The following is an 18699-nucleotide window of genomic DNA, read 5'->3' on the forward strand; positions in this document are numbered from 1 at the left end:
AAGGAACACTATGGGTGCCATCAGCGTGGGGGCCGGCGTTCTGATCGCCGTGGTAGTTGTCATCCTCCTGGTCTTGCTCTTCACGATCACCAGGTTGTTCAAGAAGGTGCCGCAGGGTAAGGCACTGATCATCTCGAAGGTCCGCCGCGTCGACGTGACGTTCACCGGCGCGATCGTCCTGCCGGTGCTGCACAAGGCCGAGATCATGGACACCTCGGTCAAGGCCATGGAGATCACCCGGACTGGCCGCGAGGGCCTGATCTGCCGGGACAACATCCGCGCCGACATCCGGATCTCGTTCTTCGTGCGGGTCAACAAGACCGTCGAGGACGTGATCAAGGTCGCGCAGGCCATCGGCACCGAACGCGCGAGCCACGAGGCGACCCTGCAGGAACTGTTCAACGCCAAGTTCTCCGAGGCGTTGAAAACCGTCGGCAAGCAGCTGGACTTCGTGGATCTCTACACCAAACGCCACGAATTCCGCGATCAGATCATCCGCGTCATCGGCACCGACCTCAACGGGTACAGCCTGGAGGACGCGGCCATCGACTACCTCGAGCAGACGCCGATGGCGCAGCTCGACTCCGCGAACATCCTCGACGCGCAGGGTATCCGCAAGATCACCGAGCTGACCGCGATCGAGCACGTGCGCACCAACGAGTTCCGCCGCAGCGAGGAGAAGGAGATCACCCGCCAGAACGTGGACGCCAAGGAGGCGATCCTCGAACTGGAGCGGCGGCAGGCCGACGCGGAGATCAAGCAGCGCCGCGAGGTCGAGACCATGCGTGCCCGCGAAGAGGCCGAGATCGCCAAGGTGCAGGCGGAGGAGCGGCTCAAGTCGCAGGCCGCCGGACTGCGCACCGACGAGCAGCTCGGCATCCAGCACCAGAACCAGCAGCGTGAGATCGAGGTCGCGGGCAAGAACCGCGAACGCGTGATCGCCATCGAGAGCGAGCGCATCGAGAAGGACAGGCTGCTCGAGGTCATCGGCCGCGAACGCGAGACCGAGCTGTCCCGGATCGCCAAGGACAAGGAGATCGAGACCGAGAAGCGGTCCATCGCCGAGGTGATCCGCGAGCGGATCGCGGTCGAGAAGACCGTGGCGGAGCAGGAAGAGAACATCAAGAAGCTCCGCGTCGTCGAAGAGGCGCAGCGGCAGCGCGAGGCCATCATCATTCGGGCCGAGGCGGAGGCTCAGGAGAACCTCGTCAAGGACATCAAGGCCGCGGAAGCCGCCGAGGCCGCGTCGAAGCACAAGGCCCGCGAGGAGCTGACGCTGGCCGAGGCGCGCCAGCAGGCCGCCGAGCTGGAGACCAGGGCGAAGATCCGCCTGGCCGAAGGCATCCAGGCCGAGGAGGCCGCGGTCGGCCTGGCCGCGGCGCAGGTCAAGGAACGCGACGCCGACGCGCTGGAGAAGGTCGGCCGCGCCGAGGCCATCGTCGAACGCGAGAAGGCGATCGTGCTCGCCGACGCGATGCGCGACAAGCTCAAGGGCGAGGCCGAAGGTCTCACCGAGAAGGCCGCCGCGATGGCCGCGCTCGACTCCGCCAGCCGCCAGCACGAGGAGTACCGCCTGCGCCTGGAGGCCGAGAAGGAGATCCGGCTCGCCGCGCTCAACGTGCAGCGCGAGGTCGCCGAGGCACAGGCCACGGTGCTGGGCATCGGGCTGGAGAAGGCCGACATCGACATCGTCGGCGGCGAGACCATGTTCTTCGAGAAGGTCATCGGCTCGATCGGCCTCGGCAAGAGCGTGGACGGTTTCGTCGAGCACTCGGACGTCGTCCAGACGCTCGGGAAATCGTGGCTCGACGGGACGGGCAGCTTCACCGACGACCTGACCAAACTGGTCGGCTCGGTGAGCACGGAGGACGTGAAGAACCTGACGCTGTCGGCCTTCCTGGCCAAGCAGCTGCAGGCGGGCGGCCCGGACAGCGGCAAGGTGCAGGAGCTGCTGGCCATGGCGCAGCGGCTCGGCCTCGCTGACACGTCCGTCGCCGCTCTCGCCCCCGCGAAGCAGTGACGACGACCGAGCCGGCGGCAGGAACGGAGCAGCTGGACGCGGGCACCTACGAGGTGCTCCGCGCCCGGCTCGCCGCACAGGCCGCCGAACTGGCGAAACGCGCGGACGAGCTCAACACCGCGCGGCTCGGTGTCTTCGGCAGCGCGCAGCTCGCGCTGATCGGCACGGAGCGGATCCGCACCGCGAACAACTGCGTACCGCGCGACGTCGTGTCGGTCGGCGGCCGGATGTTGTTCGGCTACAACGTCTTCATCGGCCTCAAACCGGAGACGACGGTCGACGACGTCTTCTCGCTGCACGGTTTCAGCCATGACGACGAGGCGTTCCGCTTCGACGACGTGCCGGCCGAGGAGCTGCCGGAGCTGTTGCGCGACGAGCAGTTCGTCCGCGATTTCGCCGAGCTGTACCGGTACTACCGGCAGGCGAAACTGCTGCAGCTGCGGCGGGTCGAGGGCAAACTGCTCGCGGTGTTCCAGATCGGCCCGCGGACCGAGGACATCCGCGTGCTGCGCTGGGGCGTGGCCGCCGACGGCAAGGTGTCCTATGTGGACAGCCGGGGCGAACGCGACCACGTGTTCCCGCCGTCGCACGACTTCGAATGGGTCGAGACCGGCCGCGAGCAGCACGTCCTCGGGCGGCATCCGCATATCTCGATCGAGGACGAGGTGTTCGTCGAGACCGTCGGCGGCAACCTGACGATCAAGGTCGAGAACAACACCGAGACCGGTGAAGGCGTCTACTCCGAACCGGTCGACGAGCCACTGCAGAGCCTGGCCGACGCCGAGGTCTCCTACGCCAGGATCGGCCCGCTGATCCTGCTGCGGATGCTGCCGTACAAGGAGACCGAGTACCGGTACCTGGTGTTCAACACCCGCACCCGGAACGTGGTGCGCCTCGACGGCATCGGGCAGGCGTGCCAGCGGCTGCCCGAGGACCACGGGATCATCTTCCCCGGCGGCTACTATCTCGACACGGGTGTCAGCAAGACGTTCGACACCACAGTGGACGGTCTCGAATTCGAGCGCGTGATCCGTTCGCCCAACGGGGAGGACGTGCTCTACGTCTTCCACGCGCGGGCCGACGGACGCTCACTGCTCCTGCCGTACAACGTGATCCGCAAAGAGGTCTCGAACCCGATCCCGTGCCACGGGTATTCGCTGTTCGACGACGGCACGATGGTGCTGTTCCGCGCGCTGTCCGACGAGCCGAGCCGCGTGCACCCGATGCAGGTGTGGCGGACGCCGTTCCAGTCGGACACGTACGCCGCGTCGCAGCCGGCCGGGACGGGGCCGCTGGAGCGGGTCGGCAACGCCGATCTGGTCCGCGGCATCTCCGACTGTCTCTCGATCGGCCGGATGGTCGAAGAGATGGCGCCGTCGGCGGCGGTGTTCGAGGCGCTGATCGCCGCGTGCTCGCGGGTCTTCGACCACTACCACTGGCTCGGCGAGGCCGAACTCGGCGATCTGCGGTCGCCGCTGTCCGACGTCCGGGTCACCGCCGAGCAGGTGCTCGACGAGTTCGAGACGGTCACTTCGCTCACCGCGCAGGCGGCCGAAGCCGTCGAAGAAGCGGCAGCCGAGACCGCGTCGCTGGTGCGCAAGGTCCGCGGCGAGGCGCTGAACGCGGCCGACGCGTGGGTGCGCAGGCTCGCGGAAATGCACCGTGCGCGCGGGCATCTCGTCACCGTGCGGGAGCTGCGGTACGTCGACACCGACGGCGTCGACAAGCTGATTGCCGATCTCGACGGGAATTTCAGCGAAGCGGCGCAGCGCGCCGTCCGGTTCCTGCAGGGCGAGGACGCGTTCACGAGCTATCACGCCGAGGTCGACGGCCTCATCGAGGCGGCGGGCGCGATCTCCACGGTCGCCGAAGCGGTCCCGGTCGCCGAACGGCTGGACGAGCAGTCCGGCGGGCTCGAAGTCCTCACCGACGTGGTCGGCGGGCTGGAGATCGCGGACGCCGTGGTGCGCACGAAGATCCTCGAACGCGTCGGCGAGGTCATCGGCGCGGTCAACCGGGCTCGCGCGACCCTCGACGCGCGGCGCAAGGAGCTGCTGGAGACCGAGGGCCGGGCCGAGTTCGCCGCCGAGTTCGCGCTGCTCGCGCAGGCCATCACCGGCGGGCTCGCGGTCGCGGACACGCCCGACCGCTGCGACGAACAGCTCGGCAGGTTGCTGCTGCAGCTGGAAAACCTCGAGTCGCGGTTCGGGGAGTTCGACGACTTCCTGGCGTCGCTCGGCGAGAAGCGCACCGACGTCTACGAGGCGTTCTCCTCGCGCAAGCAGGCACTGCTCGACGAGCGGGCGCGCAGGGCGGACCGGCTGGTCGATTCGGCCGAGCGGATCCTCACGAGCGTGACCCGGCGGGTCGGCACGCTCGGCTCGGTCGACGAGATCAACACCTACTTCGCCTCCGATCCGATGGTCGCGAAGCTGCGCAGTGTCGTCACCGAATTGCGTGACCTAGGTGATCAGGTGCGCGCCGAGGAGCTCGAAGGCCGGGTCAAGGCCGCACGCCAGGAAGCCGGGCGCGCACTGCGCGACAGGCTGGACCTCTACGGCGAGGGCGGCGAGACGATCCGCCTGGGCCGCAACACGTTCGCGGTCAACACGCAGGACATCGACCTCACCCTGGTGCCGCACGACGGCGGGATGAAGTTCGCGATCACCGGCACCGATTACCGTTCGCCGGTGCGGGATCCCGCGTTCGAGGAGACGCGGTCGTACTGGGACCAGTTGCTGGTCTCGGAGTCGGCCGAGGTCTACCGCGCCGAGTACCTGGCGACGTCGATCCTGGCCGAACAGCCGGACTTGCAGGACGGCGATCTGCTGGATGTCGTCCGGCGTGCGGCAGGGGATCGTTACGACGAGGGTTACGCGCGTGGCGTGCACGACCACGACGCCGCCGCCATCCTGGCGGTGCTGGTGCGCCTGCGGTCCGCTGCCGGGTTGCTGCGGTATCCGCCCGCTGCCCGGGCCGCCGCCCAGCTGTTCTGGGCTTTCGGCGCCGAAGAGGCGGCGAAGTCCGCCTGGACCACGCGTGCCGCGTCGCTCTCGCGGGTGCGGGAAGCGTTCGGGCACACCACGGCGATCGACGCGCTGGCAAGGGAACTCGCCGACGCGATGGCCGCGTTCGCGACGTCCTCGGGGCTGACGCTGGATCTCGAACTCGCCGGCGAGTACCTGTTCGAGGAACTGGCCGACGCGTCGCCCGGGTTCGTCACCAGTGGTGGCGCGCGGACGCTGCTCGACAAGTTCCGGCTGGACCGCCGGAGCTTCGCCGAAGACCTGCGTGCGCTCGAAGATCTGGTGGATCGTCATCAGCTCGCCGAGGCCTGGCTTTCGTCCTTTGTGGACTCTGCTGGTCTTTCTCGTGACGAACTCGCGGAGGCCGTCGCGATCGAACTGGCCGACCTGCCGCGGTACGACTCTTCGGCTGAACTTTCGGCCACTGTGGACGGTCTGCTCGGCTCGCATCCGCGGATCGTCAACCGGTCACTGACCCTGCGGCTCGACGAGACGCTCGCCAGGACCCGGCGATTCCGGCGCGACCGAGTCCCCGGTTTCCGGGCGTACCAACGGTTGCGCAACGACCTGGTGGCGGCCGAGCGCGACAGGCTGCGGCTGGCCGAGTACAAGCCGAAGGTGATGAGCGCCTTCGTGCGCAACAGGCTCCTCGACGAGGTCTACTTGCCGCTGATCGGCGACAACCTCGCGAAACAGCTCGGCGCGACAGGCGACGCGCGGCGTACCGACCAGTCCGGTCTGCTGCTGCTCATCTCGCCGCCCGGCTACGGCAAGACGACACTCATGGAGTACGTCGCGAGCCGTCTCGGGCTGGTTTTCGTGAAGGTGAACGGACCGGCGCTCGGGCACGAGGTCACGTCGGTGGATCCGGCGGACGCGCCCAACGCGACGGCGCGGCAAGAGGTCGAAAAGATCTCTTTCGCGCTGGAGCAGGGCAACAACGTGTTGTTGTATCTGGACGATATCCAGCACACGTCGCCGGAGCTACTGCAGAAGTTCATCTCGCTGTGCGACGCGCAGCGGCGGATGGAAGGCGTCTGGGAGGGCCGGACGCGGACGTATGACCTGCGCGGCAAGCGGTTCGCCGTCTGCATGGCCGGTAACCCGTACACCGAGCAGGGCAAGCGGTTCCGGATCCCGGACATGCTCGCCAACCGCGCGGACGTGTGGAACCTCGGCGATGTGCTCTCGGGCAAGGAAGACCTGTTCGCACTGAGCTACATCGAAAACTCGCTCACCGCCAACACCGTGCTGGCCCCGCTGGTTTCGCGGGAACGGTCCGATGTGGACGTTCTGGTCCGGCTGGCCCGCGGCGACGGCTCGGTGCGGGCGGATCAGCTGAAACACGCGTACTCGGCGACTGAGTTGGAGCAGATCCTCGCCGTGCTGCGAAAGCTGATCAAGGTGCAACAGATCGTCCTGACGAACAACCAGGCGTACATCGCCTCCGCCGCGCAAGCGGACGCGTCCCGGGTCGAACCGCCGTTCCAGCTCCAAGGCTCATACCGCAACATGAACAAACTCGCCGGCCGGATCGTGCCCGCGATGAACGACGCCGAACTGGAAGCGCTGATCGACGACCACTACGCCGGCGAAGCGCAGACGCTCACTTCGGGCGCCGAAGCCAACCTGTTGAAGCTGGCCGAGCTACGTGGACGGCTGACCGCCCCTCAGGCGCAACGATGGGCGGACGTGAAGGCTGCTTATCTGCGTGCGCAAGCGCTGGGCGGGGACGATGAGGACCCGATGAGCCGCGCTGTCGGCGCTGTGGGTCTGCTGGCTGATCGGGTGGGTGCGGTCGAGGCGGCTATCGAGCGGGCTTCGGAGCGGATGGTTGTGCGGGATGTGATGTAGGGCTTTCTTGGGTTTTGACTGCGGCGGCCCATTACCGGGAGACGGTGATGGGCCGCCGGTTTTGTTGCCATGGTGGACAGTCCTCGCGCTGAGGAGGCTCGTTGCCGAAAAACGGCGACGGCGTCTACGCGTTTTTCTCCATTGCTGGAATTGGTTTCACGTTATTTGCTGGTGATTACTGATGTCGTGTGCGTTGCCGAAAATCGGCAATGCGTCTGCCGCTCGTGGGGTCGGGAATTGTCGGTGGTGGGTCGTATGTTCGTGGGGTGGATACTCATTCCGCGCCTGTGGCGCTTGTGGAAGGCCTCACCGATCCCGAGGTGCTGGCCGCGGTGAACGATGCCGCGAATATGTTGGATGACAAGGATTCCGTGGCGTTGGCGCAGGCGGCGTCGGCGGGGATCGCGCGGTTGGAGGCGGTGCGGTTTCGGGCGTTGGCGCAGTTGAATCGTCATCGTGAGGGTTCGCGGAGTGTGGCGCAGGAGGTCGCGTTCGCATTGTCTGTCACGGACAATCATGCGGGCGCCATGGTCGCCGCGGCGGACGCGCTGACCACCCGGCTGCCTCGCACGTTGAATCTGATGGACGAGGGGAAACTTGGTGGGTTCAGCGCGATGAAGGTCGCGACGGCCACTGCCTGGCTGTCCGATGAGGACGCTCAAGCGGTCGACGCCGTGTTGGAGGATCGGATTGGTGGCAAGAACCCGGATCAGGTCCGGAAGGCGGCCAACCATGCGGCGAACACGATCGATCCCGAGGGCGCCGGTAAGCGGGCTGAGCGGCATCGTGAGGGGCGGCGTCTGACGTTGCGGCATGGTGAGACCGGGGTGGCGTCGATCGAGGTCGAGGATGGGCCGGTGGAGAAGGTCGCTGCCGCGTATCAGCGGATCGATCGTGAAGCGCGGGCTCTCAGAACCGGTGGTGAAACCCGTACTCTCGACCAGTTACGGGCCGATGTCGCCCTCGATCTGCTGCTCGGCGGCCAGGGCGGCACGAGCGAACGCAGCGAAGTGTTCCTGTACATGGATTTGTTCACCTATCTCGGCCTGAACGACGATCCGGCGGAACTGGCGGGGCATGGCACGATCCCCGCCGCACTGGCCAGGCATATCGCCGCCGGTCAGAACACTGTGTTACGGCGGATCATCACCGACCCGCTCTCCGGGCAGGTGCTTGACCTCGGCCGCGACCGCTACCGGCCGACAGCTGGTCTGGCCGAGTTCGTGCGAGTGCGGGACCGTGAATGCCGAAGACCCGGCTGTCACCGACCCGCCCAAGCCTGCGACATCGACCATTCGGTGCCGTGGCAACACGGCGGCCACACCTCCGATATCGACCTCATCGATCTCTGCCGCCGCGACCACCGGTTGAAAGACGAACCCGGCTGGACCTATCGGCTCGACCCTGACGGCACCCTCATGATCACCACCCCCACCGGGCAGCGCTACGACAGCGCTCCTCCGCCGCTGCACGAACCCCGCCCGGCGGCCGACGAGCCGCCACCGTTCTGAACCCGTTGCCGAAAAGCGGCGACGGGCGGAAGGCTGCAGTCGGCTGAAAGTTGCCGGAGAGCGGCGACGAGCGAGGATCGCAAGCCGCCGACAGCTGAGCCTGCCAACAAAGCACCGTCGCCGAAAAGCGACGACAGAGCAACACCCCAACCCTCAAGACCCCAAAGCCGCCAACTGCCCCACCGTAAGCCGTTCCACCAAAGGAACCGCCCGATACAACCCCTCACGGCAATCCACCCGCACCGGCCCGGCGATATGCGGATGTTCCTCCACCACGAGCAAAGCGGCCGCCACCCGATCAGGCGCCCACTCCAGCGCGCCGGCGAGGGCCGAAACGGAAAGCGCCCGGTCGGCATGCAGAAGGGCGGCGAGCACGGTCAAGGCGTCACCGGCGAAAACCGCGACCCGGTCGTCGAGCATGATTTCGTTGATACGCGCGTGAAACCGGGAGAGGTCGTCCATGCGGGCACCCGCGGGGGTCGAGGTCCCGAGGACTTCGGCACCCCGGCGCGCGATCCGCACCCATTCCTGATTCGACCGGACGCTTTCGTCCCACACCCGTTGCGGCATTTCCTCGTCGATGACGTAGCGCTCGCGCCGTCCGTCCCGTTCCCGCCGGAGCATCGCTTGGGCTTCGAGGTAGGCGACGGCGTTCGAGATCGACGCCGGGCTGACCTGGAGCCGCTGGGCGAGTTCGGCGGCGGTGAGCACACCGTCGTCGCTGACCGACAAACACGCGAGCAGCCGGGCGGTCATGCGGGGGAGGCCGGTCGCGACGATCATTTCGGCGAACTCGGTTTCGAAGGCGCGGACGGCTTCGGGGTCGCGGCCGTAGCCGTTTTCGACGACGGGGACGGCGCGCGGCCGGGGTTTGCCGCGCCGCGCGCGTTCTCCGGTCACCCGGGTCGCTTCTTCGGCGCGGTAGCCGGATCGGCCGCTGTTGCGCGCGACCTCGCGGCTGATCGTCGACGTCGGACGCCCGAGCCGACGGCCGATCTCGGCGTAACCGAGGCCGTCCTTGAGCCAGGTCGCGATCAGCCGACGGTCCTCCTGGGTCAGTCTGCCGCCCGGCATGGGCACCTCCTGTGCGTTCACCCGCAGATCATTGCAACACGTCGTTGCATTCACCGACAAGATCGTTGCAACGATTTACGGAAATCTACCAGCAAAAACACCAGAACGACCAGCAGCTATCTTTGAAGGAAACCTGAATGCAACGTAGCCTTTGGGCATCGGTAAAAACTGGGAGGAACAGAAATGACCACCTCGGTCCCACATCTCACCGAGCTGCCCCTCGAACGCCCGAAGGGCTGCCCGTTCGACCCGCCCGCCGAGCTCGGCACGCTGCGCGACGAGCACCCACTGGTCCGGCTGACGTTCCCCGACGGGCACGAAGGGTGGCTCGCGACGGGCCACGCGATCGCCCGGGCGGTCCTCGCGGATCCCCGGTTCAGCGCCCGGCAGGAGCTGATGCATTCGCCGCTGCCCGGCGCGGCCGCGATGGTGGAGATGCCGCCCGCGGCACCGGGGATGTTCATCAAAATGGACGACCCCGAACACGGCCGCTACCGTAAGTTGCTCACCGGCAAGTTCACCGTCCGCCGGATGCGGCTGCTCGGCGAGCGGGTCGAGCAGGTGACCACCGAGTACCTCGACGCGATGGAGCGCGAGGGAACGACGGCCGATCTGGTACCCGCCTTCGCGCAGCCCATTCCGGCGCTGATGATCTGCGAGCTGCTCGGCGTCCCCTACGAGGACCACGAGTTCTTCCGCCGCAACGTCATGCCGCTGAACCTGCCGGACGCTTCGGCCGAGGAGCAGGAAGCCGCCATCAACGCGTTGGGGGAGTACCTCTACAAGCTCATCGTGGCGAAGCGGGCAGAGCCGACCGATGACATCCTCGGCGAGCTGACGACCACGGAGCTCACCGACGAGGAGCTGACCAGCATCGCGTTCCTCTTGCTGGGAGCCGGTCTCGACACCACGGCCAACATGCTCGCGCTGGGCACTTTCGCCCTTCTGCAGCACCCGGAGCAGCTCGCCGCCCTGCGCGAGGATCCGGAGCTCATCGACGGCGCGATCGAGGAACTGCTGCGTTACCTGACCATCACGCACACCGGGGCGCGCACCGCGCTCGAAGACGTCGAGATCGGCGGACAGCTCGTCAAAGCCGGCGAAGTGGTCGCGCTTTCGGCCCAGGCGGCCAACCGAGACCCGCTGAAGTTCCCGGAACCCGACCGGCTCGACGTCCGGCGGAACGCCGCCGGGCACGCCACTTTCGGGCACGGGGTGCACCAGTGCCTCGGTCAGCAGCTCGCGCGGGTGCAGATGAAGGTCGCTTTCACCGGGCTGCTCGCGCGGTTCCCGAAGCTGCGCCTGGCCGTTCCGGCGAACGAGATCCCGATGCGGACGGACTCCGACATCTACGGGGTGTACGCGCTCCCGGTGGCCTGGAGCTGATCGCGATGAGGCTCGAAGTGGACCGGGAACGCTGTGTGGGCGCCGGAATGTGCGTGCTGACCGCGCCGGAGGTGTTCGCGCAGGACGAGGAAGACGGCCGGGTCCGGTTGCTGGACCGCGATCCGGCGGAGATCGGCGACGCCGTGCAGTTGTGCCCGGCGGCGGCGATCACGGCGAACGCCTGAAGAACACCCAAGCCAGGGGGTGCCGGGCGGGCACCCCCTGGCGCGGGGATCAGCCGATTTCCGCGAGGACCTTGCCCGCGTCGGCGCTCTGCACGGCGGTGCCGGCGTAGAGCTGCTGGACCCTGGCCTTCTCCTGGGCGTTGGGGTTCACGTTGGCGCAGCTGACGCCACCGGTCGAGCCGGACATCAGCGACGAGCACGGCCCGGGCTTCACGTCGGGCAGGCCGAGGCTGTGGCCCAGTTCGTGCGACGCGATGCGGGTCTTGTTGTAACCCTGCTGGACGGCCTGCCTGCCGTACCACACGGTGACCGTGCCGCTCGGGCGAACGGGACCGAGGGTGGCGCGCGGCCAGCCGTTGTCGGCGATGATCCGGATGTTGACCCGCTGGCCCGGCGTCGCCTTCACGAGACGGACGTTGGTGACGTTGGTGTTCCAGACGTTGACGCCCGCGGCCACCGCGTCCTTGAACTCCGCGGCCTGGCTGTCGTCGTAGGTCAGAGTGGTCGCCATGATCTCGGCGGCACCCGCGGAGGGTGCCGTGAGCGCCGAGATGGAGAGCGCGGCGCCGGTGAGCACCGCGGCGAAGGTACGTCGAAGCACGTTTGAACTCCTCGCGTCGAAGGCGTGCTGGAATTTCGGAGCAGTGTCGACACTGAACCTGTCGAAGCGCTCGGGGTACCCGCCGATAGTCGTCTGTCGTTAACCATGATCTTGACGCGACCGGAAGACTGTGCCGTTATGACGACGGCACGTTTCACCGGACACGAAGCACCGATCCTCGCGGTCGCGGTGAAGGGGAACCTGCTGGTCACCGGGGGTGCGGACCGGACGGTCCGGGTCTGGGACCTGGAGACCGGCGCGCAGCGATTCGCGCTGAGCGGCCATGATCGGCCGGTGCTGGCGGTGGGTATCTCGGGTCGGCACGTGGTCGGTTGCGATGGGGCGACGGTGCGGAGCTGGCGGATCTCCGGCACCGAGGCGCATCCTCCGGAGGTCCAGACCACCAAGCGGACCGTGGCGGTCGCGGTGGCGAAGGAGTTCGTCGTGTCCGGCGCGGGGAGCACCGTCGAGGTCCGGCGGCTGGACGGCGTGACGGTACGCGGCCTGCGCACCGGCGGCCCGGAGATCGAGTCGGTCGCGGTGACCCCGGACGGCCGGTTCGTCGTCGCCGGGGACGACGCCGGGGGCGTGCGGCTGTGGAACCGGGAAGTCGTTTCCCACTACCGGTTCGGCGGGGCGGGCACGATCCATGTGATCGCGATCTCGCCCGACGGCGAGCAGGTGCTGTCCGCCGACGGCGAGACGGTCCGGTTGTGGGGCCGCAACGGCGATCCCGCCCTCGTCTTCCCCGCGCACACCGGGGTGGTGCGGGCGCTGGCCTTCGGCGCGGACGGGAAACTGGTGCTCTCCGGCGGTTCCGACGGCGAGGTCCGCGTCCGCGAGGTCGACGATCCACGGGACTACACCCTCCTCAAGGGGCATCAGGGGAACGTCCGGGCGATCGCCTGCACCGCGGGCAACGAGAAGATCGTCACGGTCGGGGACGACCGCACGATCCGGGTGTGGGACCGGTTCGGCAACCAGATCGACGGCACCGGGTTCGTCGAGCCCAAACCGGGCCGGGCGCGGCCGCGGATCACGCCCGACGTCGAAAGCCCGGTCGATCTGATCGGTTTCCACGACGACGTGCGCACGCTCGCCGCGGTCATCGCCGACCGCGAGACCAGCCCACCGCTGTGCGTCGCGCTGCTGGGCCCTTGGGGGTCCGGCAAGTCGAGTTTCGTCCGGCAGGTGACGGACCGGGTGGCCGAACTGGCCAGCCGGTCCCGCGGCGACGCCGCCACCAGCGTGTTCGCCGGTGAGATCCGGCAGATCCGGTTCAACGCCTGGCAGTATCACGACGACCATCTGTGGGTCGGGCTGGTGGACCATCTGTTCCGCAACCTCGGCGCGCCCGAGGCGCATGCGGACGCCGGCGAGGTCCACGCCGAACGCGAAGCATTGCGGACCCGGCTCGCGGGGCTGAAGGCCGTGAAGGCGGACTCTCCGCTCACTTGGCGTTGGCGGCTCTTGGTTTCCGGGGTGGACCGCGCCGAACGACGGCGGCGACGGCTCGCGGTGGCGGGTTACGCCGTGGCCGGTGTGCTCGGCATCGCCGCGGCGATCACCGGCTGGGCCTTGTGGCACAACGCGATTCTCGCCGCGGCGGGTGCCGTCGTCGCGCTCGGCGCCGTGCTGACCCCGGCACTCACCACCGCCAGGGCCGCCCTCGCGCCGGTCAAGTCCACATTGGACAAACTGCGGAACGACGTCGACAAACGCGAGGAACGCTTCGAGACCGAGGTGCGGGAGACCGAGGAACGGCTCCGGCGGTTGGACGCGGCAAGCAGGCTCGGCGATCTGATCGAGGAGGCGAAATCCGGGAGATACGGGGACTACCAAGGGGTTTTCGCCCGGGTCCGGGAGGATCTCGCGGATCTGAGCGCCGATCTGGCCGACGCGCGGGAGCAATGGCTGCTGGCTGGCGGGAAGGGCAAACCGCCGCTGGAACGGATCGTCCTCTACATCGACGACCTCGATCGCTGCCCGCCGTCGAAGGTCATCGAGGTGCTGGCCGCGGTCCATCTGCTGCTGGCGCTGCCCGCGTTCGTCGTGGTGGTGGCCGTCGACCCGCGGTGGTTGCGGCGATGCCTCGACCAGCACCACGAAGAACTGTTCGGCACGGGGGAGACGAGCCGGACGGAGTACCTCGACAAGATCTTCCAGATCGTGTTCGCCCTGCGCCCCATGGGAAGCGCGGCGGACGAGCTCATCGACGCTCTGATGCCCATCGAGCGACGGGAACCGCGGACGTCCGCGCACGAAGAATGGCCGGAGGACGAGAGCTCCCCCGAACGCGGCGAACAGGCGGAGGTCGTGGTCCAGGACACGGCCCCGCCGACGTTCTACAACATGCGGCCGGATCGGTTGCGGCTCACCGAGGTCGAACGCGATTTCGTCCACGTGCTGCGGAAAAGGCTGAACACCCCGCGCGAGATCCGGAAACTGGTCAATCTCTACCGGCTCGTCCGCATCGGAATCCCCGACGCGGAGCTGGAGGCGTTCGTCGCCGGCCCCTATCGCGCGGTGCTCGTCCTGCTCGCCCTGCTGGTCGCCGATCCGGCCGCCGCGCGTGCGACGTTCATCGCGCTTTCCGCCGGGGAATCGTCACGCGACGCCTTTCCACCTGAATGGCGGCTAGACGTCGAATCCTTCGATGATCTACAGGTTTACCGGAATTGGGTGGGCACTCTCGCGCGCTTCAGTTTCGAAACCTACGATCTGGTGACCGAGGAGACGGAACCGGAAACCACGTTGTAGCTACACTTGCCCGCTACGACGGCTAGGGGGCGGCGCATGCGGAGATCAGGCTGGCTTTCGCTCGTCTTCGGCGCGCTCGTCGGGACGCTCGTGATCGTCCTGCTCGCGACCACGGTCACCGCACCGTCGAACGCGTCCAGGGCAGACTGTGTCCGGCTGGTCACCAGTTCCTCGACGGAGAAGGGCGATCTGATCGCCGAACTGGCCGGACGGTACAACGAGACCGGCCGGACGTTCGACGGCGGCAAATGCGCGAAGGTCGAGGCGCACAAGAAGACCTCGGGCGCCACACTCGACCTCATTGCCGACGGCTGGAACGACGTCGACGATCACCAGCCCGAGCCCCAAGTCTGGATGCCGAGTTCCTCGCTCTGGCTCGATCTGCTGCGGCAGCGGGGGAAGGGCGAGCGGATCAAGGCCGGGCCGAAGACGTCGCTCGCGACCAGTCCGATGGTGATCGCGATGCCGGAACCGATGGCCAAGGCGATGGGCTGGCCGGAAAAGACCCTCGGCTGGGGTGACGTCCTGCAGGTGAACCGGGACGGTGGTTGGGCCTCGAAGGGCGCGGAGTACGCGAAGTGGGGCAACTTCACGCTCGGCAAGGACAATCCGCGGCGGTCGACGTCCGGGCTCGCGGCGACCATCGCGACCTACTTCGCCGCGACCGGCGGCGACTACGGCAAGATCGGGACCGCGGAGACCGTGCAGTTCGTCCGCGGGATCGAGGCGTCGGTCGCCTACTACAGCGACGATTCGGTGGCCTTCCTCAAAACGCTGTACGACGAGGACCGCAAGAAGCCCACGCCCTACATCAGCGCGATGGCGATGCAAGAGCAGATGGTCTACCTCTACAACCGCGGCGTGCCGACCGGGGATCCGGCGCAGCTGAACGCGAACCCCATCGCCCCGCTGCGCCCGCTGGTCGCCGTGCACCCCAAGGAGGGGACGATGCTGATCGACCACCCCTTCCTGACCACCGCGAACGCGTCGCCGGACCAGCAGGCCGCGGCCGAGGACTTCTACGCCTTCCTGCGGGAAGAGGGGCAGCAGAAGCGGTTCCGCGATCTCGGGTTCCGCGACCCCGATGGCAAGCCGGGGCCGGATCTGGCCGGGGTCGTGGGCACCCAGGGGACCCAGGAACCCCCGAAGATCGGCGTCCCCACCGGCGAGCAGATCCAGAAGATGCTGGACGGCTGGGAGTACACGCAGCGGCGCGGCCGGATCCTGCTGGTGCTGGACCTGTCCGGTTCGATGAACGAGCCGTTCGACAAGAACCGCAAGGACAAACCGTATTCCGAGAGCCGCATCGCCCTGCTGAAACCCGCGATCCGGAAACAACTCGAGTACCTGCATCCCGAGGACGAGGTCGGGCTGTGGACGTTTTCGGACGGGTACGAGGAAAAGATGCCGATCGGCAAGGTCAAGAACGTCCGCGACCCGATGCTCCGGCTGGTCGAGAACCTGACCCCGCGAGGGGATACGGCGCTGTACCAGACGGTGATGGCGGCCAACGACAAGATGCGGCGGGAGTTCGATCCGAACCTGATCAACGCCGTCGTCTTCCTGACCGACGGCGAGAACACCGAAGCCGGGACGAAGGAGCAGGTGCTGCAGAACGTCGACGCCGACCGGCTGGACAACTCCGTCCGGATCTTCACCATGGCCTACGGCGCGCAGGCCGACAGCCGCGTCCTCGACGAGATCGCGCAGAAGTCCAAGGCCCGCAGCTATCAGGCCGTCGACCCGCACGGCATCGACAAGATGTTCGTCAACGTCTTCAGCAACTTCTGACATGGCCGAGTACGACAACCGGCCGTTCCACGTCGTCGCGGTGGTGCTCGGCCTGATCGCCGGGATGATCGGCCGCGCGGTGACCTATCCGCATCCGCAGGCCTGGCTTTTCGGCGCGGTCGCCGCGCTGGCCGTGCTGGTCCCGGCCGAGACCGCGTTCTTCGTGCTGAACGGCAGGCGGCGGAGGCCGGCGCGGGAGACGAAGCGGGCGCCGCAACCCCCGCCCTACGACCACTTCAGCCTGCTCGGCCGGGCGCTGACGGCCATCGAAACGGTGCGGCCTGGCGAGACCGAGCTTTCCGGAGCCTTCCGCCGGGCGGTGGCCCGGCTCGAAGAACACAAGAACCGGGACACCCCCGAAGTCGTCGAACTGCGGGTGACGGTGAAGCAGACCACCGACCGGCTGGAACGACACGCGGGGGACGAGAACCCTGATCCGGTGATGCTCGTCGAACGGATGGGGCTGTACCGGGAAACGCTCGAAGAGGCTCTCCGGGCGGTCGAACCGCGTTGAGTGTTCGGTGCCGAACAGACTACGGCCGTGCGTCATGCTGATCTGACAGCATGCCGTTGATCGGGCGCCGGGTTGTCGAGGGCGTGGAACATGTGGTCGTGCCGGTGGAGCACCGGTTCAGCCTGGAGGAGGCCGTGCTGGCGGTGATGGCCGCCAAAAGCACCGTGCGGCCCGCTCCGGGGATCAAGGTCGCTCCGCTGAAGGTGTCGGAGGTACGGTCAGCGCTGCTTTACGCGGCGAAGCACGCCGATAGGCGACACCAGATCGTGGACAGCTATTTCGTCGAGGCCGAAGACGGACCGTTGCACCGGCTGGCCGAGTGGATCAGATCGGAACTGGTCCGGCTGGGCATCTTCACCACCCACGACGGTTCCGCCGCCGGATCGGGTGGCCGACTCGGTTACTCTCCGCGATAGGTGTTCACGACTGCCTGGGAGGGTGTTTCGTGGGTTTGGGCCAAGAGGCCGCCGAAGAAAGAGAACGTCCGTTCCTGGAGCGACTGGACGAACCCGTCCGCGCCCGGTTGCTGGAGATGGGGACCCCGCAGACCTACGAGGCCAGACAGGCGCTGATGCGGGCGGGCGAACCCGGCGACTTCGTCATGTTGCTGCGGTACGGCTACGTGAAGGTGACCAGCGCCGACCGGATGGGTGCGACGGTCATCCTCGACGTCGGCGTACCCGGCGATCTGCACGGCGAGATCGCGGTGATCGCGGGCGGTATCCGGATGGCCGACGTGGTCGCCATCGAAGAGGTGCACGTCCGGCGCATCGCGGCGAGCGAGTTCAACCGGTTCCTGCTGGATCATCCGGCGGCGATGCGCGAAGTGCTCGTCAGTGTCGCCCGCCGGTTCGTGCTCGCCCAGCGTCAGCGGACCCAGTCGTGGAAACCGCAGGCGGTGGCGCGGGTCGCGACCCGGCTCGACTACCTGGTCGACGTCTGTGGCATCCGGACACCCGCCGGCTGGCGGATCGGGATCCCGTTGAGCCAGGACGAACTCGCGCAGTTCATCCCGATGGGCCGGACCATGGTCGCGCAGGCGCTGGACAAACTCCGGAAGGCGGGAGTTGTGGCCAGTTCGCGCCGTGCGATCACCGTCATCGACCGCGAGGCATTGCGGGTGATCACGGAAAAAGGTGTGACTTAGCTCACTGGCGTTGACCATCGCGAGGTCACGTTTTGTTCGGTTCCGAACAGAACTTCCGGTGAGGAGTGGGAACACTGCTTCCTGCCGCCAGTTTTCACCGATCAGGGGAGGGGTCGCAGAGATGCAGGTGCTGACCTCAGGCCGATACAACGCGCACACCCACGCCGTGCTTTCCGTCGACATCGTCGGTTCGTCCAAGGCCAGTGACGACCTGCTGGACCCGATGAAGACCGAGATGGAAACGCTGGTTTCCCGCTCGTTCAACGCGGTGGGGCTCGCCCCGGGGGAAGCGCGTCACTTCCGGGAGACCGGGGACGGGCTGATGGTCGCGTATCCGGACCACGCCGTCGGGCAGCTCTGCGAGGTCGCGTTCCACCTGGACCATCTGCTCCGGACACGCAACCGCTACGCCAGGGTCCCGATGCGGGCACGGGTGGCGGTCCACATGGGACCGATGGCGGACAACCACCGCTACCACCGCACGTACATCACGCTGACCCGGCTGCTGTGCGCCTCGACCTTCAACGACGCCGTGGGCTACTGGTGCCGTTCGGATCCGACGGGCGACAAGTTCGGCGCCGGGATGATCGTCTCGCAATCCGTGTGGCGCAACGTGGTCGAGCCGTTCGGAGTCGCGCTGGTCCCGCCGGCCCGCTGCGCCCGGATCAGCGTCACGACCCCGGACTTCGCCGACAGCGCGTGGATCCACTTGCCCGGTTTGGACGCGGAAGCGGTCCTCGCCGAACTGAACCCCGCCGTCGCGGTGCCGCTCGTGTTCGACCGGGTGAGCCGGTTGTCCACGACGGCCTGACCCAGACCGGGCGGTCCGG

At 67.6% G+C, this 18699-nt stretch carries 13 protein-coding genes; 11 read left to right on the plus strand and 2 right to left on the minus strand.

The features are described from left to right. Positions 1-73: 73 nt before the first annotated feature. The 3 genes from ED92_RS35380 (at position 74) to ED92_RS35390 (ending at position 8411) form a co-directional block, all read left to right on the plus strand. Complete coding sequence (locus tag ED92_RS35380) at positions 74-2020, plus strand: flotillin family protein (protein WP_235213451.1); 1947 nt, start codon at positions 74-76, stop codon at positions 2018-2020. Beyond that, positions 2017-6900 carry a DNA repair ATPase gene (locus ED92_RS35385; protein WP_037346162.1) on the plus strand — a complete coding sequence of 1628 codons (4884 nt, stop codon included), beginning with the start codon at positions 2017-2019 and terminating at the stop codon, positions 6898-6900. Before ED92_RS35380 ends, ED92_RS35385 begins: the two co-directional genes overlap by 4 nt. Before the next feature lie 287 nt (positions 6901-7187). Next, positions 7188-8411, plus strand: coding sequence for an HNH endonuclease signature motif containing protein (locus ED92_RS35390; RefSeq protein ID WP_037346164.1), 1224 nt, complete (start codon positions 7188-7190; stop codon positions 8409-8411). Between the two features lie 153 nt (positions 8412-8564). Here ED92_RS35390 and ED92_RS35395 read toward each other — a convergent pair whose 3' ends face one another. Next, positions 8565-9506: a helix-turn-helix domain-containing protein gene (locus ED92_RS35395; RefSeq protein ID WP_235213452.1), complete on the minus strand. Its 942-nt coding sequence runs from the start codon at positions 9504-9506 to the stop codon at positions 8565-8567. A 162-nt stretch (positions 9507-9668) separates the two neighbouring features. On the opposite strand from ED92_RS35395, the gene ED92_RS35400 reads away from it, so the two are divergent. Both ED92_RS35400 and ED92_RS35405 read left to right on the plus strand, forming a co-directional pair. Then, entirely contained in the window at positions 9669-10871 is a 1203-nt protein-coding gene (locus ED92_RS35400) for a cytochrome P450 (protein ID WP_037346169.1), read from the plus strand. Positions 10872-10876: 5 nt separating this feature from the next. Next, entirely contained in the window at positions 10877-11056 is a 180-nt protein-coding gene (locus ED92_RS35405) for a ferredoxin (protein ID WP_037346172.1), read from the plus strand. A gap of 49 nt (positions 11057-11105) precedes the next feature. On the opposite strand, the gene ED92_RS35410 is transcribed toward ED92_RS35405, so the two are convergent. Next, positions 11106-11657 (minus strand): snapalysin family zinc-dependent metalloprotease, encoded by a 552-nt coding sequence (locus tag ED92_RS35410; RefSeq protein ID WP_037346175.1) that lies wholly within the window; start codon positions 11655-11657, stop codon positions 11106-11108. A gap of 138 nt (positions 11658-11795) precedes the next feature. Here ED92_RS35410 and ED92_RS35415 point away from each other — a divergent pair, with 138 nt between their 5' ends. The 6 genes from ED92_RS35415 (at position 11796) to ED92_RS35440 (ending at position 18680) form a co-directional block, all read left to right on the plus strand. Further along, positions 11796-14417: a P-loop NTPase fold protein gene (locus tag ED92_RS35415; RefSeq protein WP_037346177.1), complete on the plus strand. Its 2622-nt coding sequence runs from the start codon at positions 11796-11798 to the stop codon at positions 14415-14417. Positions 14418-14453: 36 nt separating this feature from the next. Next, positions 14454-16208 carry a substrate-binding and VWA domain-containing protein gene (locus ED92_RS35420; RefSeq protein WP_037346180.1) on the plus strand — a complete coding sequence of 585 codons (1755 nt, stop codon included), beginning with the start codon at positions 14454-14456 and terminating at the stop codon, positions 16206-16208. 1 nt (position 16209) lies between these two features. Then, positions 16210-16722, plus strand: a complete 513-nt coding sequence (locus ED92_RS35425; protein WP_037346184.1) for a hypothetical protein — start codon at positions 16210-16212, stop codon at positions 16720-16722. Positions 16723-16772: 50 nt separating this feature from the next. After that, a complete protein-coding gene (locus ED92_RS35430) occupies positions 16773-17138 on the plus strand; it encodes a hypothetical protein (protein WP_016331763.1) in 366 nt (121 codons plus the stop codon). A gap of 29 nt (positions 17139-17167) precedes the next feature. Then, entirely contained in the window at positions 17168-17869 is a 702-nt protein-coding gene (locus ED92_RS35435) for a Crp/Fnr family transcriptional regulator (protein WP_037346186.1), read from the plus strand. A 121-nt stretch (positions 17870-17990) separates the two neighbouring features. Next, positions 17991-18680 (plus strand): hypothetical protein, encoded by a 690-nt coding sequence (locus tag ED92_RS35440; protein WP_037346187.1) that lies wholly within the window; start codon positions 17991-17993, stop codon positions 18678-18680. Positions 18681-18699 lie beyond the last annotated feature (19 nt).

Origin of the sequence: Amycolatopsis sp. MJM2582 (genome assembly GCF_000754115.1) — a bacterium.
Classification (GTDB): domain Bacteria; phylum Actinomycetota; class Actinomycetes; order Mycobacteriales; family Pseudonocardiaceae; genus Amycolatopsis; species Amycolatopsis japonica.